18 protein-coding genes, 1 pseudogene and 1 riboswitch are annotated in these 20,602 nt (G+C 70.7%); of the genes and pseudogenes, 17 read left to right on the top strand and 2 right to left on the bottom strand.

Going from position 1 to position 20,602, the window contains the following annotated elements:
- Window positions 1-7 precede the first annotated feature (7 nt).
- Together QTI33_RS02435 and QTI33_RS02430 are read left to right on the top strand one after the other, a co-directional pair.
- The gene (locus tag QTI33_RS02435; protein ID WP_286504164.1) at window positions 8-766 is read left to right on the top strand and encodes a UDP-2,3-diacylglucosamine diphosphatase; all 759 of its coding nucleotides are present in this window, start codon (window positions 8-10) and stop codon (window positions 764-766) included.
- Window positions 766-1,560 (top strand): M90 family metallopeptidase, encoded by a 795-nt coding sequence (locus QTI33_RS02430; protein WP_286504163.1) that lies wholly within the window; start codon window positions 766-768, stop codon window positions 1,558-1,560. Before QTI33_RS02435 ends, QTI33_RS02430 begins: the two co-directional genes overlap by 1 nt.
- Before the next feature lie 33 nt (window positions 1,561-1,593).
- Here the strand turns inward: QTI33_RS02430 and QTI33_RS02425 are convergent, their stop codons facing one another.
- Together QTI33_RS02425 and QTI33_RS02420 are read right to left on the bottom strand one after the other, a co-directional pair.
- The gene (locus QTI33_RS02425; protein ID WP_286504162.1) at window positions 1,594-4,398 is read right to left on the bottom strand and encodes a DUF349 domain-containing protein; all 2,805 of its coding nucleotides are present in this window, start codon (window positions 4,396-4,398) and stop codon (window positions 1,594-1,596) included.
- A gap of 90 nt (window positions 4,399-4,488) precedes the next feature.
- Complete coding sequence (locus QTI33_RS02420) at window positions 4,489-8,307, bottom strand: DUF748 domain-containing protein (RefSeq protein ID WP_286504161.1); 3,819 nt, start codon at window positions 8,305-8,307, stop codon at window positions 4,489-4,491.
- Between the two features lie 597 nt (window positions 8,308-8,904).
- Between QTI33_RS02420 and QTI33_RS02415 the strand changes: the two genes are divergently transcribed.
- The 15 genes and pseudogenes from QTI33_RS02415 to QTI33_RS02350 all read left to right on the top strand — a co-directional run bounded on the left by QTI33_RS02415 (window position 8,905) and on the right by QTI33_RS02350 (window position 20,602).
- The gene (locus tag QTI33_RS02415) at window positions 8,905-9,747 is read left to right on the top strand and encodes a lytic transglycosylase domain-containing protein (protein WP_286504160.1); all 843 of its coding nucleotides are present in this window, start codon (window positions 8,905-8,907) and stop codon (window positions 9,745-9,747) included.
- 38 nt (window positions 9,748-9,785) lie between these two features.
- Window positions 9,786-9,913, top strand: a riboswitch (ZMP/ZTP riboswitch).
- 42 nt (window positions 9,914-9,955) lie between these two features.
- Window positions 9,956-11,200, top strand: a complete 1,245-nt coding sequence (gene glyA / locus QTI33_RS02410) for a serine hydroxymethyltransferase (RefSeq protein WP_286504159.1) — start codon at window positions 9,956-9,958, stop codon at window positions 11,198-11,200.
- Window positions 11,201-11,215: 15 nt separating this feature from the next.
- The gene (gene nrdR, locus QTI33_RS02405; RefSeq protein WP_286504157.1) at window positions 11,216-11,659 is read left to right on the top strand and encodes a transcriptional regulator NrdR; all 444 of its coding nucleotides are present in this window, start codon (window positions 11,216-11,218) and stop codon (window positions 11,657-11,659) included.
- A gap of 140 nt (window positions 11,660-11,799) precedes the next feature.
- Entirely contained in the window at window positions 11,800-12,354 is a 555-nt protein-coding gene (locus QTI33_RS02400) for a GspH/FimT family pseudopilin (protein ID WP_286504156.1), read from the top strand.
- The gene (locus tag QTI33_RS02395; protein ID WP_286504155.1) at window positions 12,348-12,902 is read left to right on the top strand and encodes a prepilin-type N-terminal cleavage/methylation domain-containing protein; all 555 of its coding nucleotides are present in this window, start codon (window positions 12,348-12,350) and stop codon (window positions 12,900-12,902) included. Before QTI33_RS02400 ends, QTI33_RS02395 begins: the two co-directional genes overlap by 7 nt.
- On the top strand, window positions 12,889-13,662 hold the full coding sequence (locus tag QTI33_RS02390) for a prepilin-type N-terminal cleavage/methylation domain-containing protein (RefSeq protein ID WP_286504154.1): 774 nt from the start codon (window positions 12,889-12,891) through the stop codon (window positions 13,660-13,662). Before QTI33_RS02395 ends, QTI33_RS02390 begins: the two co-directional genes overlap by 14 nt.
- A gap of 9 nt (window positions 13,663-13,671) precedes the next feature.
- Window positions 13,672-14,229: pseudogene (locus tag QTI33_RS35065) on the top strand (pilus assembly PilX family protein); the annotation flags it as partial.
- 13 nt (window positions 14,230-14,242) lie between these two features.
- Window positions 14,243-14,971 (top strand): pilus assembly protein, encoded by a 729-nt coding sequence (locus QTI33_RS02385; RefSeq protein WP_286504153.1) that lies wholly within the window; start codon window positions 14,243-14,245, stop codon window positions 14,969-14,971.
- The gene (locus QTI33_RS02380) at window positions 14,968-15,396 is read left to right on the top strand and encodes a type IV pilin protein (protein ID WP_286504152.1); all 429 of its coding nucleotides are present in this window, start codon (window positions 14,968-14,970) and stop codon (window positions 15,394-15,396) included. Before QTI33_RS02385 ends, QTI33_RS02380 begins: the two co-directional genes overlap by 4 nt.
- A 16-nt stretch (window positions 15,397-15,412) precedes the next feature.
- Entirely contained in the window at window positions 15,413-16,558 is a 1,146-nt protein-coding gene (gene ribD / locus QTI33_RS02375; RefSeq protein WP_444814792.1) for a bifunctional diaminohydroxyphosphoribosylaminopyrimidine deaminase/5-amino-6-(5-phosphoribosylamino)uracil reductase RibD, read from the top strand.
- A gap of 43 nt (window positions 16,559-16,601) precedes the next feature.
- Window positions 16,602-17,255 (top strand): riboflavin synthase, encoded by a 654-nt coding sequence (locus tag QTI33_RS02370; protein WP_286504151.1) that lies wholly within the window; start codon window positions 16,602-16,604, stop codon window positions 17,253-17,255.
- Entirely contained in the window at window positions 17,252-18,412 is a 1,161-nt protein-coding gene (gene ribBA / locus QTI33_RS02365) for a bifunctional 3,4-dihydroxy-2-butanone-4-phosphate synthase/GTP cyclohydrolase II (RefSeq protein WP_286504150.1), read from the top strand. Before QTI33_RS02370 ends, ribBA begins: the two co-directional genes overlap by 4 nt.
- Window positions 18,412-18,876 (top strand): 6,7-dimethyl-8-ribityllumazine synthase, encoded by a 465-nt coding sequence (gene ribH / locus QTI33_RS02360; RefSeq protein WP_286504149.1) that lies wholly within the window; start codon window positions 18,412-18,414, stop codon window positions 18,874-18,876. Before ribBA ends, ribH begins: the two co-directional genes overlap by 1 nt.
- Window positions 18,873-19,406, top strand: a complete 534-nt coding sequence (nusB, locus tag QTI33_RS02355; protein ID WP_286504148.1) for a transcription antitermination factor NusB — start codon at window positions 18,873-18,875, stop codon at window positions 19,404-19,406. Before ribH ends, nusB begins: the two co-directional genes overlap by 4 nt.
- Window positions 19,403-20,602 (top strand): pyridoxal phosphate-dependent aminotransferase, encoded by a 1,200-nt coding sequence (locus QTI33_RS02350; protein WP_286504147.1) that lies wholly within the window; start codon window positions 19,403-19,405, stop codon window positions 20,600-20,602. The genes nusB and QTI33_RS02350 overlap by 4 nt, the downstream gene beginning before the upstream one ends.

Genomic DNA, 20,602 nt, shown 5'->3' with positions numbered 1-20,602 from the left:
ACCGCGCATGGCATTTCCCGAGATCGTCGCGCCACCCGCGTGGCGCACGGTCGACCTGATCTCCGACCTGCACCTGCAGCCGTCGGAGCCTGCCACCGTCGAGGCCTGGCAGGGCTACCTGGAGACGACGCCGGCGGACGCGGTCTTCATCCTCGGCGACCTGTTCGAGGTCTGGGTCGGCGACGACGCCGCCGCCCTGCCCGGCTTCGAGGCCCAGTGCGCCGAGCTGCTGCGGGCGGCATCCGCGCGCCGGCCGCTGTTCTTCATGCACGGCAACCGCGACTTCCTGGTCGGCGCCGAATTCGCGGCGCGCTGCGGCATGACGCTGGTCGCCGACCCGACGGTGCTGGTGCTGCACGGCGAGCGCTGGCTGCTCAGCCACGGCGACGCCCTGTGCCTCGAAGACACGGACTACCTGCGTTTCCGGGCCCAGGTGCGCACGCCCGAGTGGCAGCAGGCGCTGCTGGCACGTCCGCTCGAGGAGCGGCGCACGCTCGCGCGCTCGGTCCGGGCCCAGAGCGAGGACCGCAAGCGCAGCCCCGACATGGTCTGGGCCGATGTCGACCCCGATGCCGCGCGCGACTGGCTGCGGCAGGCCGGCGCCAGCACGCTGGTGCACGGCCACACCCACCGGCCGGCGGTCCACGACCTGGGGCACGGCATGCGGCGCATCGTGCTGAGCGACTGGGACGCGGCGGCCCATCCGCCGCGGGCCCAGTTGCTGTGCCTGTCGAGCGCGGGCGCCCAGCGGGTCGATCTGCGCTGATGTTCGGCTGGCTGCGCAAGCTGCGCCCGCCCCCCCGCCTGCCCGACGCCCTCTGGCAGGCCACGCTGGCCCGCTATCGCTTCCTGGCCGAACGCCCGGCGGCCGACCTCGAACGGCTGCGCGCGCTGGCGGCGGCCTTCCTGCGCGACAAAGAATTCCATGGCGCCCACGGCTTCGTCATCACCGACGAGGTGGCGCTGGCGATCGCCGCCCAGGCGGTGTTGCCGGTGCTGCACCTGAAGGGCGGGCTGGCCTGGTACGACGATTTCGTCGGCATCGTGGTGCACCCGTCCGAAGTGGTGGCGCACCGCACGACCACCGACGCCAGCGGCGTGGTCCACCAGTACGACGAAATCGTGGCCGGCGAGGCCATGGACCGCGGGCCGGTGATGCTGAGCTGGCAGGACGTGCTGGCCAGCAGCGTCACGCGGGCCGAGGGCTACAACGTGGTGATCCACGAATTCGCCCACAAGATCGACATGCGCAGCGGCGAAGCCGACGGCTGCCCGCCCCTGCCGCCCGGCTTTCTCGGCACCCGCAGCGCGCGGGAGGCCCGCACCGCCTGGTTCGCGGCCCTGCAGCCGGCCTACGAGGCCCTGCGCGAGAAGGCGATCGTGGCCGAGCGCTTCGGCGGCGAGGCGCCGTGGCTCGATCCCTACGGCGCGCAATCGCCGGCCGAGTTCTTCGCCGTCGCCTGCGAGGCCTATTTCGTGAACCGCGCCGCGCTGGAGGCCGAATTCGCCGGCCTGGCGGGCCTGTTCGACGCCTTCTTCAAGACGCCGCCAGGCCGCTGAGCACGACCGCCCCCTGCGGGACGGCCGCCGCGCTCACTTGCGCAGCAGTGCCTTGAGGGCGTTCTGCAACCGACGCGCCGAAGCGGCGTCATGGCTGGCCGCCAGCACCTTGCCGGCGTCCTGGCCCCAGGTCTGTTCGGGGGTCGGGTCGCCGCGCCGCGTCAGCAGCTTGAGCTGCAGCGCCCGGCGGGCGTCGAGCTGCTCGGCCGGCGTCGGCACCTCGGCCGCCATCTCGAGCCGCAGCAGCGCTTCGGCGGCGTCGGCCGCCTGGCCCGACGGCGCAGTGCCGATCGCCTGCGACCAGCTGCTGCGCACCGCCGGCGTCACCGCGCGGCCCAGTTCCTGGACGCTGGGCAGCTGCGCGGCGTCGCGCTTCTCCCAGGCGCCGAGCACCTGCGTGAGCGCTTCGCCATGGGCCTGCGACGCGAGCTTGCGCAGCGCGAAGTCGGCCCGCTCCAGCGCTTCGCGCTGGGCCCGGAACGCCGCGTCGCCGAGGCGGGGACCGCGGTCTTCGAAGCGCGGCGGACGGTCGCCGAAGCGGCCGCCGCCGGCAGGCGCGCCACGCTCGCCCGGCCGTGCCGGGCGATCGCCGGTGCGGCCGCCCGGGCCGCCGCGCGCATCGCGGCGGTCGCCGAACTTGCCGCCGCGCCCGGCGGGCACGGCCTCGGCCTTCTTGTTGCCGGGACGGTCGTCCCCGCGCACGGCGATCACCGGCTTCGGTGCCGGCTTCGGCGGCGCCGCTGGCGCCGGAGCCGCTTCGGCATCGGAACGCGCGGAAGGGTCGGCACCATCGGCCGGCGCCACCAGGTCCTGCGCGGCGGGGGCGTCGGCCGGCGCGGTCGCCGGCAGCGCATCCGCATCCTCGGGCGCCGGCGCCTGGCCGGCGCTCTCGCCGAATTCGGCGGCGGCCTGCCCCGGGGCGACCACGTCGGTCGCACCGACCGCGGGTCCGTCGCTCGGCGCGCTGGCCGCGGGCGCCGCGGCCGGCGGCGCCTCGCCGCGCAGGGCGGCTTCGAGCTGCGCCACCGCGGCGCGGATCTTCTGGGCATCGCCGGTGCCGTTGGCGGCCTCCAGCGCCTTGGAGGCATTCAGCACATGGCGGTCGTGCTCGCTCATCGCGGCAGAGGCCTTCTCGCGCTCGGCCGTCTTGCGATTGAAGGCCTCGTCGATCGGGGCCCGGAAGGCGTCCCAGAGCTTTTGTTCGTGGCGGCGCTCCAGAGGCACCGACTGCGCCTCGTGCTGCCAGCGCTGCTGCAGCGCCTTGACCGCGTCGATGCGCAGCATCGGCGCGGCGCCGAGTTCGGCCGCCTCGGCGATCATCGCCTGGCGCCGCTCGACGCTGGCCTTCTGAGCCGATTCGAAGGGCGCGCGGGCGGCACCGAAGGCTTCGTTCCACTGAGCCTGCAGCTCGGCGAACACCTTTTCGCCGACATGGCCGGCATCGCGCCAGCGATCGGCGAACTGGTGCAGGGCGCGGTTGTGCGCCTTCAGGTCGGACGCCTGGGTATGCTCGACGGCCCAGGCCTTGACTTCCTCGATCAGCGCGGTGCGCAGCGCCCGATGTTCGGCGGCGTCGGCACGCACCTTCTCGAGCCAGGCCTCGACCACCTTGTGGGCTTCGTTGCAGGCTTCGTCGAAACGCTTCCAGAGCGCGTGATTGGGCACGCCGCCCTGGTCGGCCTGCTTCCATTGATCGCGCAGGGCGCGCAGGGTCTCCTGCATCTTGCGGCCGCCCAGCGCCTGGCCCTCGGGCCGCTTGAGCAGCCCTTCGGCCTTGGCGACCAGGTCTTCGCGCACCTTGTCGGCGCTCCAGCGCTGCCAGCCTTCGAGCTCGCCGGCGGCCACCAGCGCCGCATGGACGCGGGCCTCCAGCGGCGGCTCGACCAGCTTGCCGTGTTCCTTGAGCACCGCGCGCAGGGCGGCGGCGGCGCCGGCGCTGGCCTTGCCGTGGCCCTCGGCGGTTTCCTGCTCGAGCTTGGCGAGCGCGGCCTGGACCGCATCCTGGGCCGCGGCACGCTTCTCGGGGTCGACCTTGGGCGCGGGCGGCTTGGCCGGCGCCGGCGCGGCCTCGGGCGTGCCGCCACGGGCCACCCGCAGTTCGTCGGCCCAGACCGGCACCGGCGGCAGCGGCGCCGCGGCGTCCGCATCGGCGGCCACGGCCAAGGTCAGGGCGCCGTGGAAGGCGTCGGACACCACCAGCAGCTGCGCCTTGGACGACTCCAGCTGGGGAGCGAAACGGGCGTCGAGACTGCTCCAGTTGGGGTCGGCCGCGATCTCGCCCGCCTGCTGCTGCCAGTGCGCCACGTCGGCCCGCAGGGCCTCCTCGACGCCCTGGGCATCGCGCCAGCTCTTGGTCGAGAGCACCTCGAAGCGCTGCGCCAGCAGCACCGCTGCTTCGCGATGGACCTGGGCCCGGTGCTGCAGGTCCTCGATGCCCTTCACGCGCTCGGCCAGCCGGGCCTTGAAAGCCGCCAGGGGCTCGCGCGACAGCGGCGCGCCGGCCTTGGCGGCGTCGCGCTGCCAGGCCAGCGCATCGGCGATGTTGAGCTTCGGCTGCGCCAGAAGGGCCTCGGCCTTGTGGGCCCATTCGACGGCGATCGCCTCCTGGCCCTTGGCGCGCTTGAGCTCGTCGAGCTTCTCGCGCAGCAGCCGGGCGGCGCCCTTGTCGCGCCCGCTCAGCTCCTTGAAGACGTCCTGCATCTGCTCGGGCGTCGGATTGGCCGCGAGCCAATCCCGGATGCGCTGGGCGCGCTCGCCGGAGGTCGGCGCGGTGAAGGCACCCCCGGTCAAGGTGTCGAGGGACTGGAGGTCGTGAGGCTTGGAAGAAGTTGAAGTCACTGAGCGAATGTCGTTATCTTGAGGAAAAAGCGAGGCGCCGGCATTAGGCCGGCGCATGGCTCCATTTTCACCGACTTGCGGTGCTGCGGGTCAACGGGTGGCCAGTTTCAGTTCGGCGCCGGGTTTCCAGTCGGCTCCTTCGGCCTTGGTGCGGACCGCGCCGAGGAAGATGCGTTCGCTCGGCAGCTTCTGTTCGAGCAGGTAGTCGCGGGCCGCGGCCCCCCGCGCCACGGCCAGCTGCCGCATCGACTCCTCGTCGACCGGAATGCTGGCCAGCAGCAGGTCTTCCATGTCCTTGACCGGCAGGTCCTTGGCCAGCCCGACCATGTTGCGCGGCTTGGTGACCTCCGAGCGCTTGTAGACGGCGGTCAGCAGCTCCGGATATTCGGCGTCGGTGACCGGCGCCACCTCGGCCGCGTCCTTGCCGGCGCGGATCGCGACCCGGCGCTTCTCGGCCTGCGTCATCTCGCGCAGCCGCTGGCGCTGGTAGGCGTCGCGCTCCTTGTCGAGGCTGGCGGTGCCGATCACGGTCATCTGCAGGCCCGGCCGGTCGTTCAGCGCCTTGGCCACCTTGTCGAGGTTGTCCTTCGCCTCCTTGGACAGCGCGGTGCTGCCCGGCGCGAAGGCGATCGTGCTGGAGTCCCCGCCGCCGCCGCCGAAGCCGCCGGTCAGCAGCGCGAAAGGCGCGGTGACGGCCTTGGCGAGCAGGTTGACGATCGCCTTCAGGATCAGCGGGCCGACGCTGAACTGCGGGTCGTTGATCGAACCGCGCAGCGGCAGGTCGATGTCGATCACCCCGTTGCGGTCGGCCAGCAGCGCCACCGCCAGCCGCACCGGCAGGCTGGCGGGGGCGCCTTCGACCTGCTCGCCGAACTGCAGCTGGTTCAGCACCAGCTTGTTGCTCGCGGTCAGCGTGCCGTCGGGGGCGATCTTGTAGTTGACGTCCATGCTGAGCTTGCCGCGCTCGATCCCGTGGCCGGCAAAGCGGATCGTGTAGGGCGACAACGGCGGCAGGTCGAGCTCCTTCATCCGCGCCGTGATGTCGAGTTCGAGCGGCTTGACCAGCGGATTGAGCTTGCCGGTGATCTCCAGCGAGGCGGTCTGCTGGGCCTTGCCGCGCAGTTCGAGATCGGCCAGCGCCGGCTTGTCGCCCTGGGGCTTCGACGAGAAGGCGCTCAGCTTGCCGGTCAGCTCGGTCAGGTCGGCCGAATAGTTGGGCTTGATGAACAGGTCGGAAAAGTCGATCTTGCCGTTGACCAGGCTCATCGGGCCGAAATTGATGACCGGCGCCATCGGGTTGTCGACCGGCGCCGGCGCGGCCGCTGCCGGTGCCGCGGCCGGGGTGCCGGGGCCGCCGCCGACCATCAGCTCCTGCGGCGGTGCCGGCGGCGCCGGCGCGCGGGGCCGCGCCGAGCGCGGCCGGACGGTGGTCGTGGTGGTGCCGCCCAGGCTGCGCTTGGACTCGACCTCGACGCCCGGTGCCGCCTCCCCGGCCGTCGGCTGCCCGGGCTGCTTGACCAGGTACAGCAGGTTGAGCTTGCCGGTCGGATCGATGATCACGCGGGCGTAGAAATCGGTCAGCGAGGTCTCCCGGACGTCGACCTTGAGCGGCGCGCCCGGCACCATCGCCACCTGCAGGCCGCGCAGGCCCAGCGTCTTCCAGCTCAGCAACTGCCGGTTGCTCGACAGGCCGGGCGCCTGCGTCAGCACGACGCTGTTGGCGCGGAATTCGTCGACCGCGGTGTCACCGGCCAGATTGACGCTCAGGCCCGCGGGCAGGGTCGCGACCTTGACCGTGCCGCGGTAGCTGGCGAAGGCGCGGCGGATGTCGACATTGAGGGCGTCCGCGTAGTAGGCCTTGAAGGCATGGGCCGGCAGCGATCCCACCAGCAGCCGGCCTTCGGCCGCGATCGGCTTCAGCACCAGGTTGCCGTCGTACTCGAAGCGCCCCGCCTCGGCCCGCCCGGCCGCGATCCGTCCCGACAGCTTGAGCGGCGACACGGTGGCGGTGTTCGGCGCCAGCTTCTGCGCGTTCAGGGTGAAGGCGCTGATCTCGAAGGCCACCGGCGTGGCGCCGGCATTGTCTTCGTAGCTCAGCGCGCCGTTGTCGACCGCCAGCTTGCCGATGGAAAGCGACCATGGCGTGGTGTTGGCGCCCGCCGGCGGCGCGCCCTCGGCCGCCCTCGGATCCTTGGGCGCCGCGACCTTGGCGTCGGCCGTGCCGGCCTGGCTGCTGTCCGCCGGCGCCTTCAGCCAGCGCTCGAACATCCAGCGCTTCTCGTTGTCGCGCACGACCCGCAGCTTCGGGTTCGAGGCGGTGAACGAGGCCACCGTCAGGGTGTGCTTCGTCATGTCGGCCTCGGCGTCGACCAGTTCGAAGCGGCCGACGCTGACCAGCGCGGTCTTCTCCTGCGTCAGCGCCAGCCCATCGGCGACCACGCTGCGGGCCTTGAACTTCAGCTCCGGCTGCGTCCATTCGACATCGACCTTGCCGCTCAGCTTGCCGTCGAGCGAGGGTTCGAGGCTCTGCGCCAGGTACGGCGCGGCGAGCGACAACGGCAGCGCCTCGATCTCGGTGGCGACCCGGGCCCGCTTGTCGGTCGCCTCGCCGCTGAACTTGAGGGGCGCGCCGCCCACCGAGGTCGAGCCGCTGAAGGTGGCCGGCTTCTCCATCGGCCAGGTCACGGCCTGGACCTCGAGCGCCAGTTGCTTGACGTCGATGGCCGCGGCGGGCCGGGTGGTCTGGTCGCGCCAGCCGATCTGGCCGTCGGTCAGGGCCACCTTGTCGACCTGGATCCGCCAGGGCTGCGGCTCGGCCGTTGCGGCCGCGCCGTCGGCGGCCGGCGCCGGCAGGGTCGCCGCCTTCTCGGTCGCGCCGGTGCGGCGGTCGGTCGCCAGCAGATTGAGGCGCCCCGCGGTGTCGCGGGCCACGACCAGGTCGGGGCCGGCCAGCGCCACTTCGCTCAGATGGACCACGCGCTCCAGCGGCCGGACGTCGGCCAGGGCGATCTTGAGCGCGTCGAAGCCGAGCAGGTCGCGCCCCTGCGAGTCCGCCACCTTGATGCCGTTGGCCGCGATGCTGCCCGTGATCTTGAGCCCGGCGGTCGCCGCCTGCTCGAAATCGATCTTCAGGTCGGCATCCAGCTTGCCGGCCTGCAGCGCCACCGGCAGCCCGCCCGGGATGTAGCCCAGGTAGGGCACCAGGTCGAGCCCCTGGAAGTTGATGTGGGCGTCGGTCTTGCGGTTGTCGGCGAAGGGGGTCGACTCGGCGGCCGAATCGAACTTGCTGCCGTTGAGGACGAAGGCCAGCTTCGGCGCGGTCTTGATCTCGCGCTGGGAGGCCAGATTGCTCAGGAAGGGCACGCTGAGCGCGAACTCACGCAGTTCGTGGCGGCGCTTGACGGTCTCGTCGCTGAAGTCGAAGGCGCCGTCGGTGATCGCGATGTTGTAGACGGCGAAGCGCGGCGGGTCCTTCTTGGGCGCATCGGCGGGCTCCGGTGCCGGGGTCAGCCGGGCCAGGATGTCGTCGATGTCGTAGCGGCCATCGGCCAGGTGGGTGAGCTGGATCGCCGGCGCCTCGATCCGGACCGCATCGATCACCGGTGCCAGGCGCAGGATCGACTGCAGTTCGGCGTCGACGTAGATGCGTTTCACCGCGACCTGCGGCTGGCTGCCGTCGGCGGTGGCGATGCGCAGGTCGTTCACCGCGAGTTCGAGCGTCCAGGGCTTGAACTCGATCTTGCCCACCGTGACCTGGCGGCCCAGCTTGTCGCTGGCAATCTTCTGCACCTGCCCCTTGACGATCGGCGGCACCGCTAGCCACGCGATCACCCAGACCGCCAGCAGGATCAGCAGCGCCCAGACCCCGCGCCGCACCCATTTGTTCTGTTTCAGCAAAGCAGCATTCATCGAAGCGGAGTGTGCCCCAAACCCATGGCTGCCCCAAAGTGAGAAAGCCCGGCGGCTCGACGCGAAGTCAGGCCTCCGGGCTCGATGGCGGGCGAAACACCCATGCCATCTTTTCGCTCGACCGGAAGTTCAATCGTTCCGATCATGCTGGCAGCAAGGGATTGCCACCGTTGGGCCTCAGCCGCTGGACCGTCGGATTTTGCTCGTCGGGTCACTGGACCTTGGTAGACGCCTGATAGCTCAGGCAACTAGAGCCTAAGCGCTGCGCCGATGGATTGCAAATCGCGTTTTCAATGGACCTGGCGCCACCGATTCGTGCACTATTTCATACATTTCTTTACATCGAAATTAGAATATTGGGTCTAGTTCTTATTCTTGACCGGATATTTAGCCGCTCCTAGAATGCCAACCTTTCCCGAGCCCCCGAGTGGCCGGACTCACCCCCAATCCGCTGCCGGCATCTGCCGGCTTGATCAGGCGGCCGCGCTCTCCCCCTCTTTTTCGCGCGGGCCTGATTCGTACCAATCCAAGCGCCGCTTCCTTTCTGCTTTCGCCCTCGTGGCGCTGCGAACAGGTGCCGCACAGAAAGGAAGAGCGATGAAACAGGCGTTAGATGCCACAGCCCGCGGGCTAAGGACCTTCGTGTCCGACGTGGTCGACGGCTTCTTCGAGATCACCCACAACAGCTTCGCCCTGCTCGGCCTGGCGACCGTGTTCGCGGTGCTGGCGCTGGCCGCCCGCCCGGACCTGCGCCAGACCGGCGAGGAGCAATTGATGGGCTGGCTGCAATCGCGCAAGCCCGTGCCCGTCATCGAGGTCAGCGACCTCGAGCCCACCGCGATCGAGCGGACCACCGCCGCCAGCCCGCACGAACTCCCCAAGCAGCAGGCCGCGGTGGCCTACTGGCTCAGCAAGAAGTACCGCGTGGCGGCCGAGCCGCTGAGCGTGCTGGTCGCCGAGGCCTTCGACCTCGGCAAGAAGACCAAGCTCGACCCGACCCTGATCCTGGCGATCATGGCGGTCGAGTCCAGCTTCAACCCCTTCGCCCAAAGCCAGGTCGGCGCCCAGGGGCTGATGCAGGTCATGACCCGGGTCCACGGCGAGAAGTACGAAAGCGCCGGCGGAACGCTGACCGCCTTCGATCCGGTGACCAACATGCGCGTCGGCGTCAAGGTGCTGCAGGAATGCATCGCCCGCGCCGGCTCCCTCGAGGGCGGCCTGCGCTACTACGTCGGCGCCGCCAACCTCACCGAAGACGGCGGCTACACCAGCAAGGTGCTGGCCGAGCACGAGCGCCTGCGCCAGGTGATCGCCGGCCGCGCCCCGCCCACGACGACGCCCGCGCCGCGCCCCAATCCGGTCCAGGTCGTGGCGCCGCCGGCGGCGGCCAAGCCGGCCCAGCCGGACCCCCAGCAAGTCGCCCTGCTCGGGGATTCGTAGCCCTTGGGGCCGCGCCGGCGCCCGTCGTCGGCTACACTCGGCCGGCACGCGACTGGCGATAGGCGCAACCCTTTTCAGGTGCAATGCGCTGACGTGGACTACCACTGGGAAGCGTGCCGCCCGCGGTGACCTTGCGGGTGATCAGCCGTTCGCCTGGGCAGCCCTTGTTTGGTTGAAGAACAAGGACCAACGTCCACGAAGGACTGCCATGTACCACCGCAACATCCTGGTCGAACAGACCGATCCTGAAATCTGGGCTGCCATCCAGGCCGAAAACGCCCGCCAGGAACACCACATCGAGCTGATCGCCAGCGAGAACTACGCCTCGCCGGCCGTCATGGCCGCCCAGGGCTCGCAGCTCACCAACAAGTACGCCGAGGGCTATCCCGGCAAGCGTTACTACGGCGGCTGCGAGCACGTCGACGTCGCCGAACAACTGGCCATCGACCGCATCAAGCAGATTTTCGGGGCCGACGCCGCCAACGTGCAGCCGCATTGCGGCGCCTCGGCCAACGAAGCCGTCCTGCTGGCCTTCCTGAAACCCGGCGACACGATCATGGGCATGAGCCTGGCCGAAGGCGGCCACCTGACCCACGGCATGCCGCTCAACATGAGCGGCAAGTGGTTCAACGTCGTGAGCTACGGCCTGGATGCCAACGAAGCCATCGACTACGACGCGATGGAGCGCAAGGCCCACGAGCACCTGCCCAAGCTCATCATCGCGGGGGCCTCGGCCTATTCGCTGCGCATCGACTTCGAGCGCTTCGCCAAGGTCGCCAAGGACATCGGCGCCATCTTCATGGTCGACATCGCCCACTACGCCGGCCTGGTGGCCGCGGGCGTCTATCCGAATCCCGTGCCGCACGCCGACGTCGTCACCTCGACCACCCACAAGAGCCTGCGCGGCCCGCGCGGCGGCATCATCCTGATGAAGTCGCAGCACGAGAAGGCGATCAACAGCGCCATCTTCCCCGGCCTGCAGGGCGGCCCGCTGATGCACGTGATCGCGGCCAAGGCGGTGGCCTTCAAGGAAGCGCTCTCGCCCGAGTTCAAGGCCTACCAGCAGCAGGTCGTGACCAACGCCCGGATCGTCGCCGAGACGCTGACCGAGCGCGGCCTGCGCATCGTCAGCGGCCGCACCGAAAGCCACGTGATGCTGGTCGACCTGCGCGCCAAGGGCATCACCGGCAAGGAAGCCGAAGCCGTGCTGGGCGCCGCCCACATGACGATCAACAAGAACGCGATCCCGAACGACCCCGAGAAGCCGATGGTCACCAGCGGCGTGCGCATCGGCACGCCGGCGATGACCACCCGCGGCTTCAAGGACGAAGAGGCGCGCGCCACCGCCAACCTGATCGCCGACGTGCTCGAGAACCCGCGCGACGCGGCGAACATCGATGCGGTGCGCGCCAAGGTGCACGCGCTCACGAGCCGCTTCCCGGTCTACAAGTAACCGGCACGACAGCGCATGAAGTGCCCCTTCTGCGGTCATCTGGAAACCCAGGTCATGGAGACCCGGGTCTCGGAAGACGGCGACTTCGTGCGCCGCCGGCGCCAGTGCGGTGGCTGCGACAAGCGCTTCACCACCTACGAGCGGCCCGACGTCAACTTCCCGGTGGTGGTCAAGAAGGACGGCAGCCGGGCCGACTTCGACACCGCCAAGGTGCGGGCCTCGATGATGCTGGCCCTGCGCAAGCGGCCGGTCGGCATCGAACAGATCGACAACGCGCTGCTGCGCATCGAGCAGGAACTGCTGTCCAGCGGCTTGCGAGAGATCGACTCGACCAAGGTCGGTGAACTGGTCATGCGCGAACTCAAGCGGCTCGACAAGGTGGCCTACGTGCGCTTCGCCTCGGTCTACCGCAGCTTCGAGGACGTGGACGAGTTCAGGCAGCTGCTCAGGGACATCTGAGTTCGCGGCGGGTCAGGTTGCCGCCAACTTCTTCCTGAATCGTCACAGCGGCGCAGCCAGCGACCGCTCGCCCGCGGCAGCGGCCCGGCAGGCGCCTCGACGCCACGGACGCCGCTGCGGCTTCTAGCATCCGGGCCGTCATGCCCGCCTCCGCCCCGCCGTCCCGATTCGCGCCGATGTCCGGCTTCACGCTGGTCGAAGTGCTGGTGGTGCTCGCGATCGTCGCGATCCTGGCCGGGCTCGCGCTGCCGGGCTTCGGCCGGACCCTCGAGCGCTACCGCCTGCGCGATGCCGAGGAAGGCCTGCGCGCCGCCCTCTACGCGGCGCGCTCGGAGGCCATCCGGCGCGGTGGCGGCGTCACGTTGCGGCGGGCTTCGGGCGGCGGCTGCACGCCGGCGGGCGACCAGGACTGGAGTTGTGGCTGGATGGTGTTCGCCGACACCGACGGCAACGGCCGGCAAGACCCGGGCGAGGCCTCGATCCAGGTCTGGACAGCGCCCCAGGGCGTCCAGGCGACGGTCAGCGTCGCCTCCCCCTCGACCTACCTGAACCTCAACCGCATGGGCCGCTTCCACAACCTGGGCGCCTTCCGGTTCACCTTGAGGCCGCAGGGCAGTACCGACGACAGCGCCGCGCGCGTCCTGTGCATGTCGTCCGCCGGCCGGCTCCAGATCCTTCAAGGCAGCCAATGCTGAACCTCGCCGGCCGCCCCCACCTGCAGCAGGGCCTCACGCTGCTCGAATCCCTGGTCGCGTTGGCCCTGCTCGCGCTGGTCGCTTTCGGCCTGCTCGGCGCACAGCTTCGTGCCCTGGCCGATGCCCGAGCCACCGCCCATCGGGCCCAGGCGGTCCGGCTGATCGAGGACCTGGCCGAGCGCATCCGCGCCCATCCCGTCGGCATGAACCCCTTGCCGGCCGAGGCCGCGCACTGGGAGCTGCCCGCGTCGCCGCCAGGCTGCCGAGAATCCGCCTGCGACGCCGCCACGCTCGCGCGCCGGGACATCTTCGGTTGGAAGCAGACCCTTGCGGGCACGCTGCCCCAGGGCCGCGGCATCGTGTTCGAGACGCCCCCCCATCCGCCAGCCGATCCCGCGAGGAAGCTGGGTGTGCTGGTCGCCTGGCGCGCCAAGGCGCATCCAGGGTCCGAACCGGCGCTCGACGCGCCGTTCAAAGTCGATCCCCTGGTCGCGGGCCAGCGCTGCCCCGCCGGCCTTCTTTGTCATCTGGCCCATGTCCATCCCTGATCCACGCGCAGGCCAGCGCCGCCGGCAACGCGGCTTGAGCCTGGTCGAGCTGTTGGCGGCCATGGCGGTCGGCCTGCTCGTCATCGCGACCGCTTTCTCCACGCTGCTGCTGACGCGCAGCGCCGCCGCCGGCATCAGCGCGCTGAGCCAGTTGCAGCAGCAGGGCTCGCATGCGCTGCACCTCATCGGCCAGCAGCTGCGCCAGGCCCGCTCGCTGGAGCCCTGGCGCGACGACGCCACCGCGCTGTACGCCTTCGCAGCCCAGCCCGGCGACGCCCCGCCTCCGGTCACCGGCACCGAGGGAGCGGGCGGCCAGCCCGACAGCGTATCGATCGCCTACGCGCGAGGCCGCTGGCCCGCGGGCAGCGGCTCGCCGAGGCACTGGGCCCAATACGACTGCACCGGGACCAATGTCGAAGACCAGGATTCGGTCCGCGCTACCTTTTCGCTCGACGCCAAAGGCAACCTGATGTGCCGCGGCGTGAAGACCTCGCAACCCGTGATCGACAACGTCGCCGATTTCCAGGTCGACTACCGGGTCGACATCGGCGCGGGCTTCCGGCACATGGACGCGAGCGCGGTCCAGAAGGCGAATCTCTGGCCCGCCGTGACGGCGGTCGAAGTGTGCATCGACCTGCGGGGCGACGAGAAAGGCCTGCAGGCCGCCGGCGCCTACCGCGGCTGCGGCGGCGACGAAAGGCCGCACGGCGGCCGAACGCACCTGGTCTTTCGCAACCTCTTCCACCTGCGCAACCGGTAAGGCAGAAGCATGCGCGCCATGTTCGTCGAACGATCGCAAGCCGGCTTCACGCTGCCGGTCGTGATGGTCACGGCCCTGCTGGCCACGCTGCTGGTGCTGACGGCCGCCCGAACCGTACGGCTGGACGAGGCCGCCACCGGCAACGAGAGCGACTACCAGCGTGCACTCGAAGGCGCGCAGGAACTCCTTCGCGCTGCCGAGTCAGGGATCCAGCGCGAAGACGCCAGCGTGGGCGCTGCAGATTCCAACGGCAGGCACGCCTACCCCCGCAGCCGAAGCGAACTGCTCGCCTTGCAGGCATCGCTCGACGCGCTCACCCCTTCGTGCGCCGCGGGCCTCTGCATCCCCAGCGGGATCGCGCCGCGCTTCTGGAGCGACCGCACGGCGCTCGAGGCCATGAAGAAGGTCGCGGTCTCGCGGCCGCAGGGCTGGTACTGGGTCGAACTGCTGCCCTACGACACTTCGGCGGCGACGGCGGGCGGCGAGGCCGAGCGCCTGGCCCCCGATGCCGACCAGCCCTACATCTATCGAGTCACCGCCGTGGCCAAGGGACGCAAGCCAACGACGCAAGCCGCTGTTCGTGGCGCGGGACGCGTCCGCCGCGGCCGTGCGCCAGCCGATCACCGCAGCGCCGGTCTGGAAGGCCCATCCGCAGGGCGGCCTGCTGGTGGCCTTCGGCACCGGCCGTCGAGACGCGCCCGGCGAAGGGCCGGGTCTCCAGGGCCAGACGATCTACGGCATCCACGACGACACACCGATCCTGCGCCATCCCAAGGCGGGTCCGACCGGCGAGCCGACACCGGGCTTCGGCGCCGGCCGGGGCCCCGTCACCAACGGCCGCCTGGGCCTGGTCGCCCAGACCGTGCAGCTGAGCGGCGCAGGCGACGCCGGCGCCGTCTCGTCGAACCCTGTGCCGTACACCGGCAGCGAAGCGCGGCGCGGCTGGTTCCTCGACCTGCCGCTGTCGGGCGAGCGCGTCGTGCAGAACCCGGGCTGGTTCGAAGGCGACCTGATCGATGTCTGGAGCCAGGTTCCCGCGCCCGACGGCAGCCTCGACATGCCGCCGCCGGCCAGGCGCTTGCGCACCACGCTCGACATCCTCAACGGTTCGGCGCCCCGGTCGACGCTCTATGCCCACCTGCCGGCCGCCAACGACGGCCAGCCGTCGCGCCTGGAAGCCGGCCTCGGCATCGGCATCCGCAGCGACCGTCTCGAGCGATCGATCTCCGCGCCCGGCCAACCGGTGGCGCCGGCCAGGCAACGCCTGGGGAGCATCCTGCTGCGCCCGAACTGGCGGCAGCTGCAATGACGCACCACCGCCGGTCCGGCTTCACGCTGATCGAACTGCTGGGGGTGGTGGCGCTGCTCGCCATCCTGGCGGCGCTGGCGCTGCCGAACTACCAGGCCCATGTGCAGCGCGGCCTGCGCGCGGAGGCCCGCGCCGGGTTGCTGCAGGCGGCCCACTGGCTCGAGCGCGCCGCCACCGCCGCGGGCTCCTATCCCGTCGACGCCGCGGACTTCCCCGAGAGTCTCCGGGCCGTCCCTTCAGGCCGCTACCGGATCGTCTTCGAGCCCGCCGACGCGCAAGGCAGCGGCTACACTTTGACCGCGCTTGCCCTGGGCAGCCAAGCCGGCGACCGGTGCGGCGGCTCCACGCTCGACCACGCCGGTGTGCGCGGCCTCGCCGCCGCAGGCGCCTCGGACGAACTCAAGGCGGAATGCTGGAACCGCTGAAACACCCCTCCTTCGCATGAACCCGTCGCCCTCCCCGAGTTCGCCACTGACCGCCGACGAGGCGATGCGCCTCGCCCTGTCGCTGGCCCATGCGGCCCGCACCACGGCCCCTCCGAATCCGGCGGTCGGCTGCGTCATCCTGGCTGCCGACGGCCGGATCGTCGGCAGCGGACACACCCAACGCACGGGCGGCCCGCACGCCGAGGTGATGGCCCTGCGCGACGCCGCGGCGCGTGGCGCCTCGACAGTGGGCGCGACCGCCTTCGTCACACTCGAGCCCTGCGCCCACCACGGCCGCACCGGCCCCTGCTGCGACGCGCTGGTGCAGGCCGGCATCGGCAAGGTCGTCGCCTCGCTCGCCGACCCCAATCCGAAGGTGGCGGGCCAGGGCTTCGAGCGCCTGCGCGCCGCCGGCGTCGAGGTCGAGGTCGGGCCGCTGGCGATGGAGGCGCGCGAACTCAACCTCGGCTTCTTCAGCCGGATGGTCCGCCACACGCCCTGGGTCCGGCTCAAGGCCGCGGCCTCGATCGACGGCAAGACCGCGCTCGAGAACGGCACCAGCCAGTGGATCACGGGCGAGCAGGCCCGCGCCGACGGCCACGCCTGGCGCGCCCGCGCCGGCGCCATCCTGACCGGCGTCGGCACCGTGATCGAGGACGACCCGCGCCTCGACGTCCGGCTGGTCGAAACGACGCGCCAGCCGCCGCTGGTGATCGTCGACAGCCGGCTGCAGACCCCGCCCGACGCCCGGCTGTTCGAGATCGAACGCCCGGTCTGGATCTACGCCGCCGCGCGCGACGAAGCCAGGGCCCGGGCCCTCGAGGCCCGCGGCGCCACCGTGCGCTGCCTGGCCAACGCCGGCGGCAAGGTCGACCTGGCCGCCCTGCTCGCCGACCTGGCCCGGCGCGAGGTCAACGAACTGCACGTCGAGGCCGGCCACAAGCTCAATGGCTCGCTGATGCGCGAGGGCCTGGTCGACGAGATCCTGCTGTACCTGGCGCCGAAGTTCATCGGCGACGGCCTCGGCATCGCCAGCCGGCCCTATGCGGATGGCCCGCTGACGGCGCTGGGCGAGGTGCTGGCGCTCGAATTCCGCTCGCTCGATGCGATCGGCCCCGACCTGCGGATCGTCGCCCGCGTCGCCGGCCGGGACAAGTTTTAGGCGCCGGGCCGGGCAGCCCCCGCATCTCTGCGAAAATGCGCAGATGTTCACCGGAATCATCACCGGCGTGGGGCGCATCGCCGCCGTCCACGACCTCGGCAGTTCTTCCTCCCACGGCAAGCGTCTCAGCATTGCGGTGCCCGACGGCTATCTGGACGACGTCGGGCTCGGCGACAGCATCGCGCTCAACGGCGCCTGCATGACCGTCACCACCCTCGACGCGGCGCAAAAGCTGTTCACCATCGACATCTCGGCCGAATCGCTGGACAAGACCGCGGGCCTGTCCGAAGCGCAGACACGGGTCAACCTCGAGAAGGCGCTGCGCGCCAGCGACCGGCTGGGCGGCCACATCGTGTCCGGCCATGTCGACGGCATCGGCACGGTGCGCCGCTTCGAGCCCGTCGGCGAGAGCTGGGAGCTGCGCGTGCTGGCGCCGCCCGCGCTGGCCCGCTTCCTGGCCTACAAGGGCTCGATCACGATCAACGGCGTCAGCCTCACCGTCAACAGCGTGAGCGACGTCGCCGACGGCAGCGAAGTCAGCATCAACCTGATCCCCCACACGGTCGAGAACACCGCGCTCGGCGGCCTGCAAGCAGGCAGCCGGGTCAACCTCGAGATCGACACCGTTGCCCGCTACGTGGAGCGCATGCTCCAGGCCGGCGCCATCCAACCACCCACCCCCGACAAGCTCCCATGAATGCATCCGTCACGCCGATCGGCGCCCCGCGCAGCGGCCGTGCCCCCGCGCCGATCTCTCCGGTCGAAGACATCGTGGCCGAGCTGCGCGCCGGCCGCATGGTGATCCTGGTCGACGAGGAAGACCGCGAGAACGAAGGCGACATCGTGCTGGCCGCCGACCATGTCACGCCCGAGGCGATCAACTTCATGGCCCGGCATGCCCGCGGCCTGATCTGCCTGACGCTGTCGCGCGAGATGTGCGAACGGCTGCAGCTGCCGCCGATGGTGGCGCGCAACGGCGCCAAGCACTCGACCGCCTTCACGGTCTCGATCGAGGCTGCCGAGGGTGTCACCACCGGCATCTCGGCGGCCGACCGTTCGCGCACCGTGCAGGCCGCGGTGGCACCCGACGCGGTCGCGGCCGACCTGGTCCAGCCGGGTCACATCTTCCCGCTGCAGGCGGTCGACGGCGGCGTGCTGATGCGGGCCGGCCATACCGAAGCCGGCTGCGACCTGGCGGCCATGGCCGGCTGCTCGCCGGCCTCGGTGATCTGCGAAGTGATGAACGAGGACGGCACGATGGCGCGCCTGCCGGACCTGCAGCTTTTCGCGGCCGAGCACGACATCAAGATCGGCACCATCGCCGCCCTGATCGAGCACCGCAGCCGCACCGAGACCCTGGTCGAGAAGGTCGGCTGCCGAGAGATCCAGACCGCCTGGGGCCCCTTCACCGCCCACGCCTTCAAGGACAAGCCGAGCAACGGCGTCCACCTGGCGCTGGTGCGCGGCAAGTGGAGCGTCGACGACACGGTCGACGTGCGCGTGCACGAGCCGCTGTCGGTGCTCGACGCGCTCGAACTCAACCGCGCGCTGCACTCGTGGAGCCTCGACGCCAGCCTGGCGCATCTCGCGGCCCAGGGCAAGGGCGTGGCGGTGCTGCTGAACTGCGGCGAGACCGGTGCCGAGCTGCTGTCGCAATTCGACGGCACGGCGCGGCCGGCGCAGGCGCCCGAGCGTGGCCGCATGGACCTGCGCAGCTACGGCATCGGCGCGCAGATCCTGCGCGAGTGCGGCGTCCACCGCATGAACCTGCTGGGCACGCCGCGCCGCATGCCGAGCATGGCGGCCGGCTACGGCCTCGAGATCGCCGGCTACATCACGAAAGACGAACGCTGATGCAACACGCAAACAAGGGCGCCGACGTCGCGCTCGACGGCAAGGGCCTGCGCATCGGGATCGTGCAGGCGCGCTTCAACGAAGACATCACGGACGCGCTGGCCAAGGCCTGCCGGGATGAACTCGCGGCACTCGGCGTCGCCGACGACGACATCGAGCACGTGAGCGTGCCCGGCGCGCTCGAAGTCCCGGTGGCGCTGCAGGCGCTGGCCGAGCGCGAGCGCTACGACGCCCTGGTGGCGCTGGGCTGCATCATCCGCGGCGAGACCTACCACTTCGAACTGGTGGCCAACGAATCCGGCGCCAGCGTGAGCCGACTGGCCCTCGACTACCGCATTCCGATCGCCAACGCGATCCTGACCACCGAGAACCTCGAACAGGCCGTGGCGCGACAGACCGACAAGGGCCGCGACGCCGCGCGCGTGGCGGTCGAGATGGCGCAGCTGCTCGCCACCCTTTCATGACCGAAGACACCAAACCCTCCAGCGGCAAGCCGCGCCAGACCCGCACCGGGCTCACCAGCACCGGGGCGCGCAAGGCGGCTGCCAAGTCGAACCGCAGCCGGGCCCGCGAGTTCGCCTTGCAGGCCCTCTACCAGCACCTGGTGGGACGCAACGACGCGGCCTCGATCGACCAGTTCACGCGTGACCTGGCCGGCTTCCACAAGGCCGACGCCGCCCACTACGACGCGCTGCTGCACGGCTCGATCGAAAACGCCGACGTGCTCGACGCCCTGATCGTGCCGCTGCTCGACCGCAAGCTGGAAGAGATCTCGCCGATCGAGCACGGCGTGATGTGGATCGGCGTCTACGAGTTCCAGCATTGCCTGGACGTGCCCTGGCGCGTGGTGCTCAACGAATGCATCGAGCTGGCCAAGGAATTCGGCGGCACCGACGGCCACAAGTACGTCAACGCGGTGCTCAATGGCCTGGCACCGAAGCTTCGGCCCGACGAGGTCGAAGCCGACCGGCTGAGCGGCAAGGCCAAGCCATGAGGATTTCGCAGCGCGCCGAGCGCATCGAGCCGTTCTACGTCATGGAAGTGGCGAAGGCGGCTTCGAAGCTGGCGCGGGAAGTCGCGCACACCGACCGGCCGATGATCTTCCTGAACATCGGCGAGCCCGACTTCACGGCGCCGCCGCTGGTGCAGGAAGCGGCCGCGCGCGCGGTCCGCGCCGGCGCCACGCAGTACACCCAGGCCACCGGCCTCGACCACCTGCGCGAGCGCATCAGCGGCTGGTATGCCGAGCGCTTCAAGGTCGACGTGCCGGCCCGCCGCATCGTCATCACGGCCGGTGCCTCGGCCGCGCTGCAGCTGGCCTGCCTGGCGCTGATCGAGGCCGGCGACGAGATGCTGCTGCCCGACCCCAGCTACCCCTGCAACCGCCACTTCGTGACCGCGGCGGACGGCCGCGCCGTGCTGGTGCCGACCACCGCGGCCGAGCGCTTCCAGCTCAGCGCGGCCAAGGTCGAGGCCGCCTGGACCGAGCGCACCCGCGGCGTGCTGCTGGCTTCGCCCTCGAACCCGACGGGCACCTCGATCGCACCCGGCGAACTGCGCCGCATCCACGAGGTGGTGAGCGCGCGCGGCGGGATCACGCTGATCGACGAGATCTACCTCGGGCTTTCGTACGACGACCAGTTCGGCCAGACCGCGCTGGCGATCGACGACCAGGTCATCAGCATCAACAGCTTCAGCAAGTACTTCAACATGACCGGCTGGCGGCTCGGCTGGCTGGTGGTGCCCGATGCGCTGGTGCCGGCGATCGAGCGCCTGGCGCAGAACCTGTTCATCTGCGCCAGCACCGTGTCGCAATACGCGGCGCTGGCCTGCTTCGAGCCCGACAGCATCGCCGAGTACGAGCGCCGGCGGGCGCAGTTCAAGGCGCGGCGCGACTGGTTCATTCCGCAGCTGAACGGCCTCGGCCTGCAGGTGCCGGTGATGCCCGACGGCGCCTTCTACGCCTGGGCCGACTGCGCCTCCTTCGCCGAGAAGCTCGGCATCGACGGCAGCTGGAATTTCGCCTTCGAGGCGATGAAGCAGGCCCATGTCGCGGTCACGCCCGGGCGCGACTTCGGCAGCGACCAGACCGGGCGCTTCATCCGCTTCTCGACCGCCAGCTCGATGGCGCACCTCGAAGAGTCGGTGGCCCGCCTGCGCGCCTGGGCCGGCGCCGCCGTTGCCGCCTGA

The organism is Variovorax davisae, from assembly GCF_030316845.1.
In the GTDB taxonomy this organism is placed as follows: Bacteria; Pseudomonadota; Gammaproteobacteria; order Burkholderiales; family Burkholderiaceae_C; genus Variovorax; species Variovorax davisae.
The sequence above is the reverse complement of the archived record's forward strand: the minus strand, read 5'-3'. Positions and strand labels throughout refer to the sequence as shown.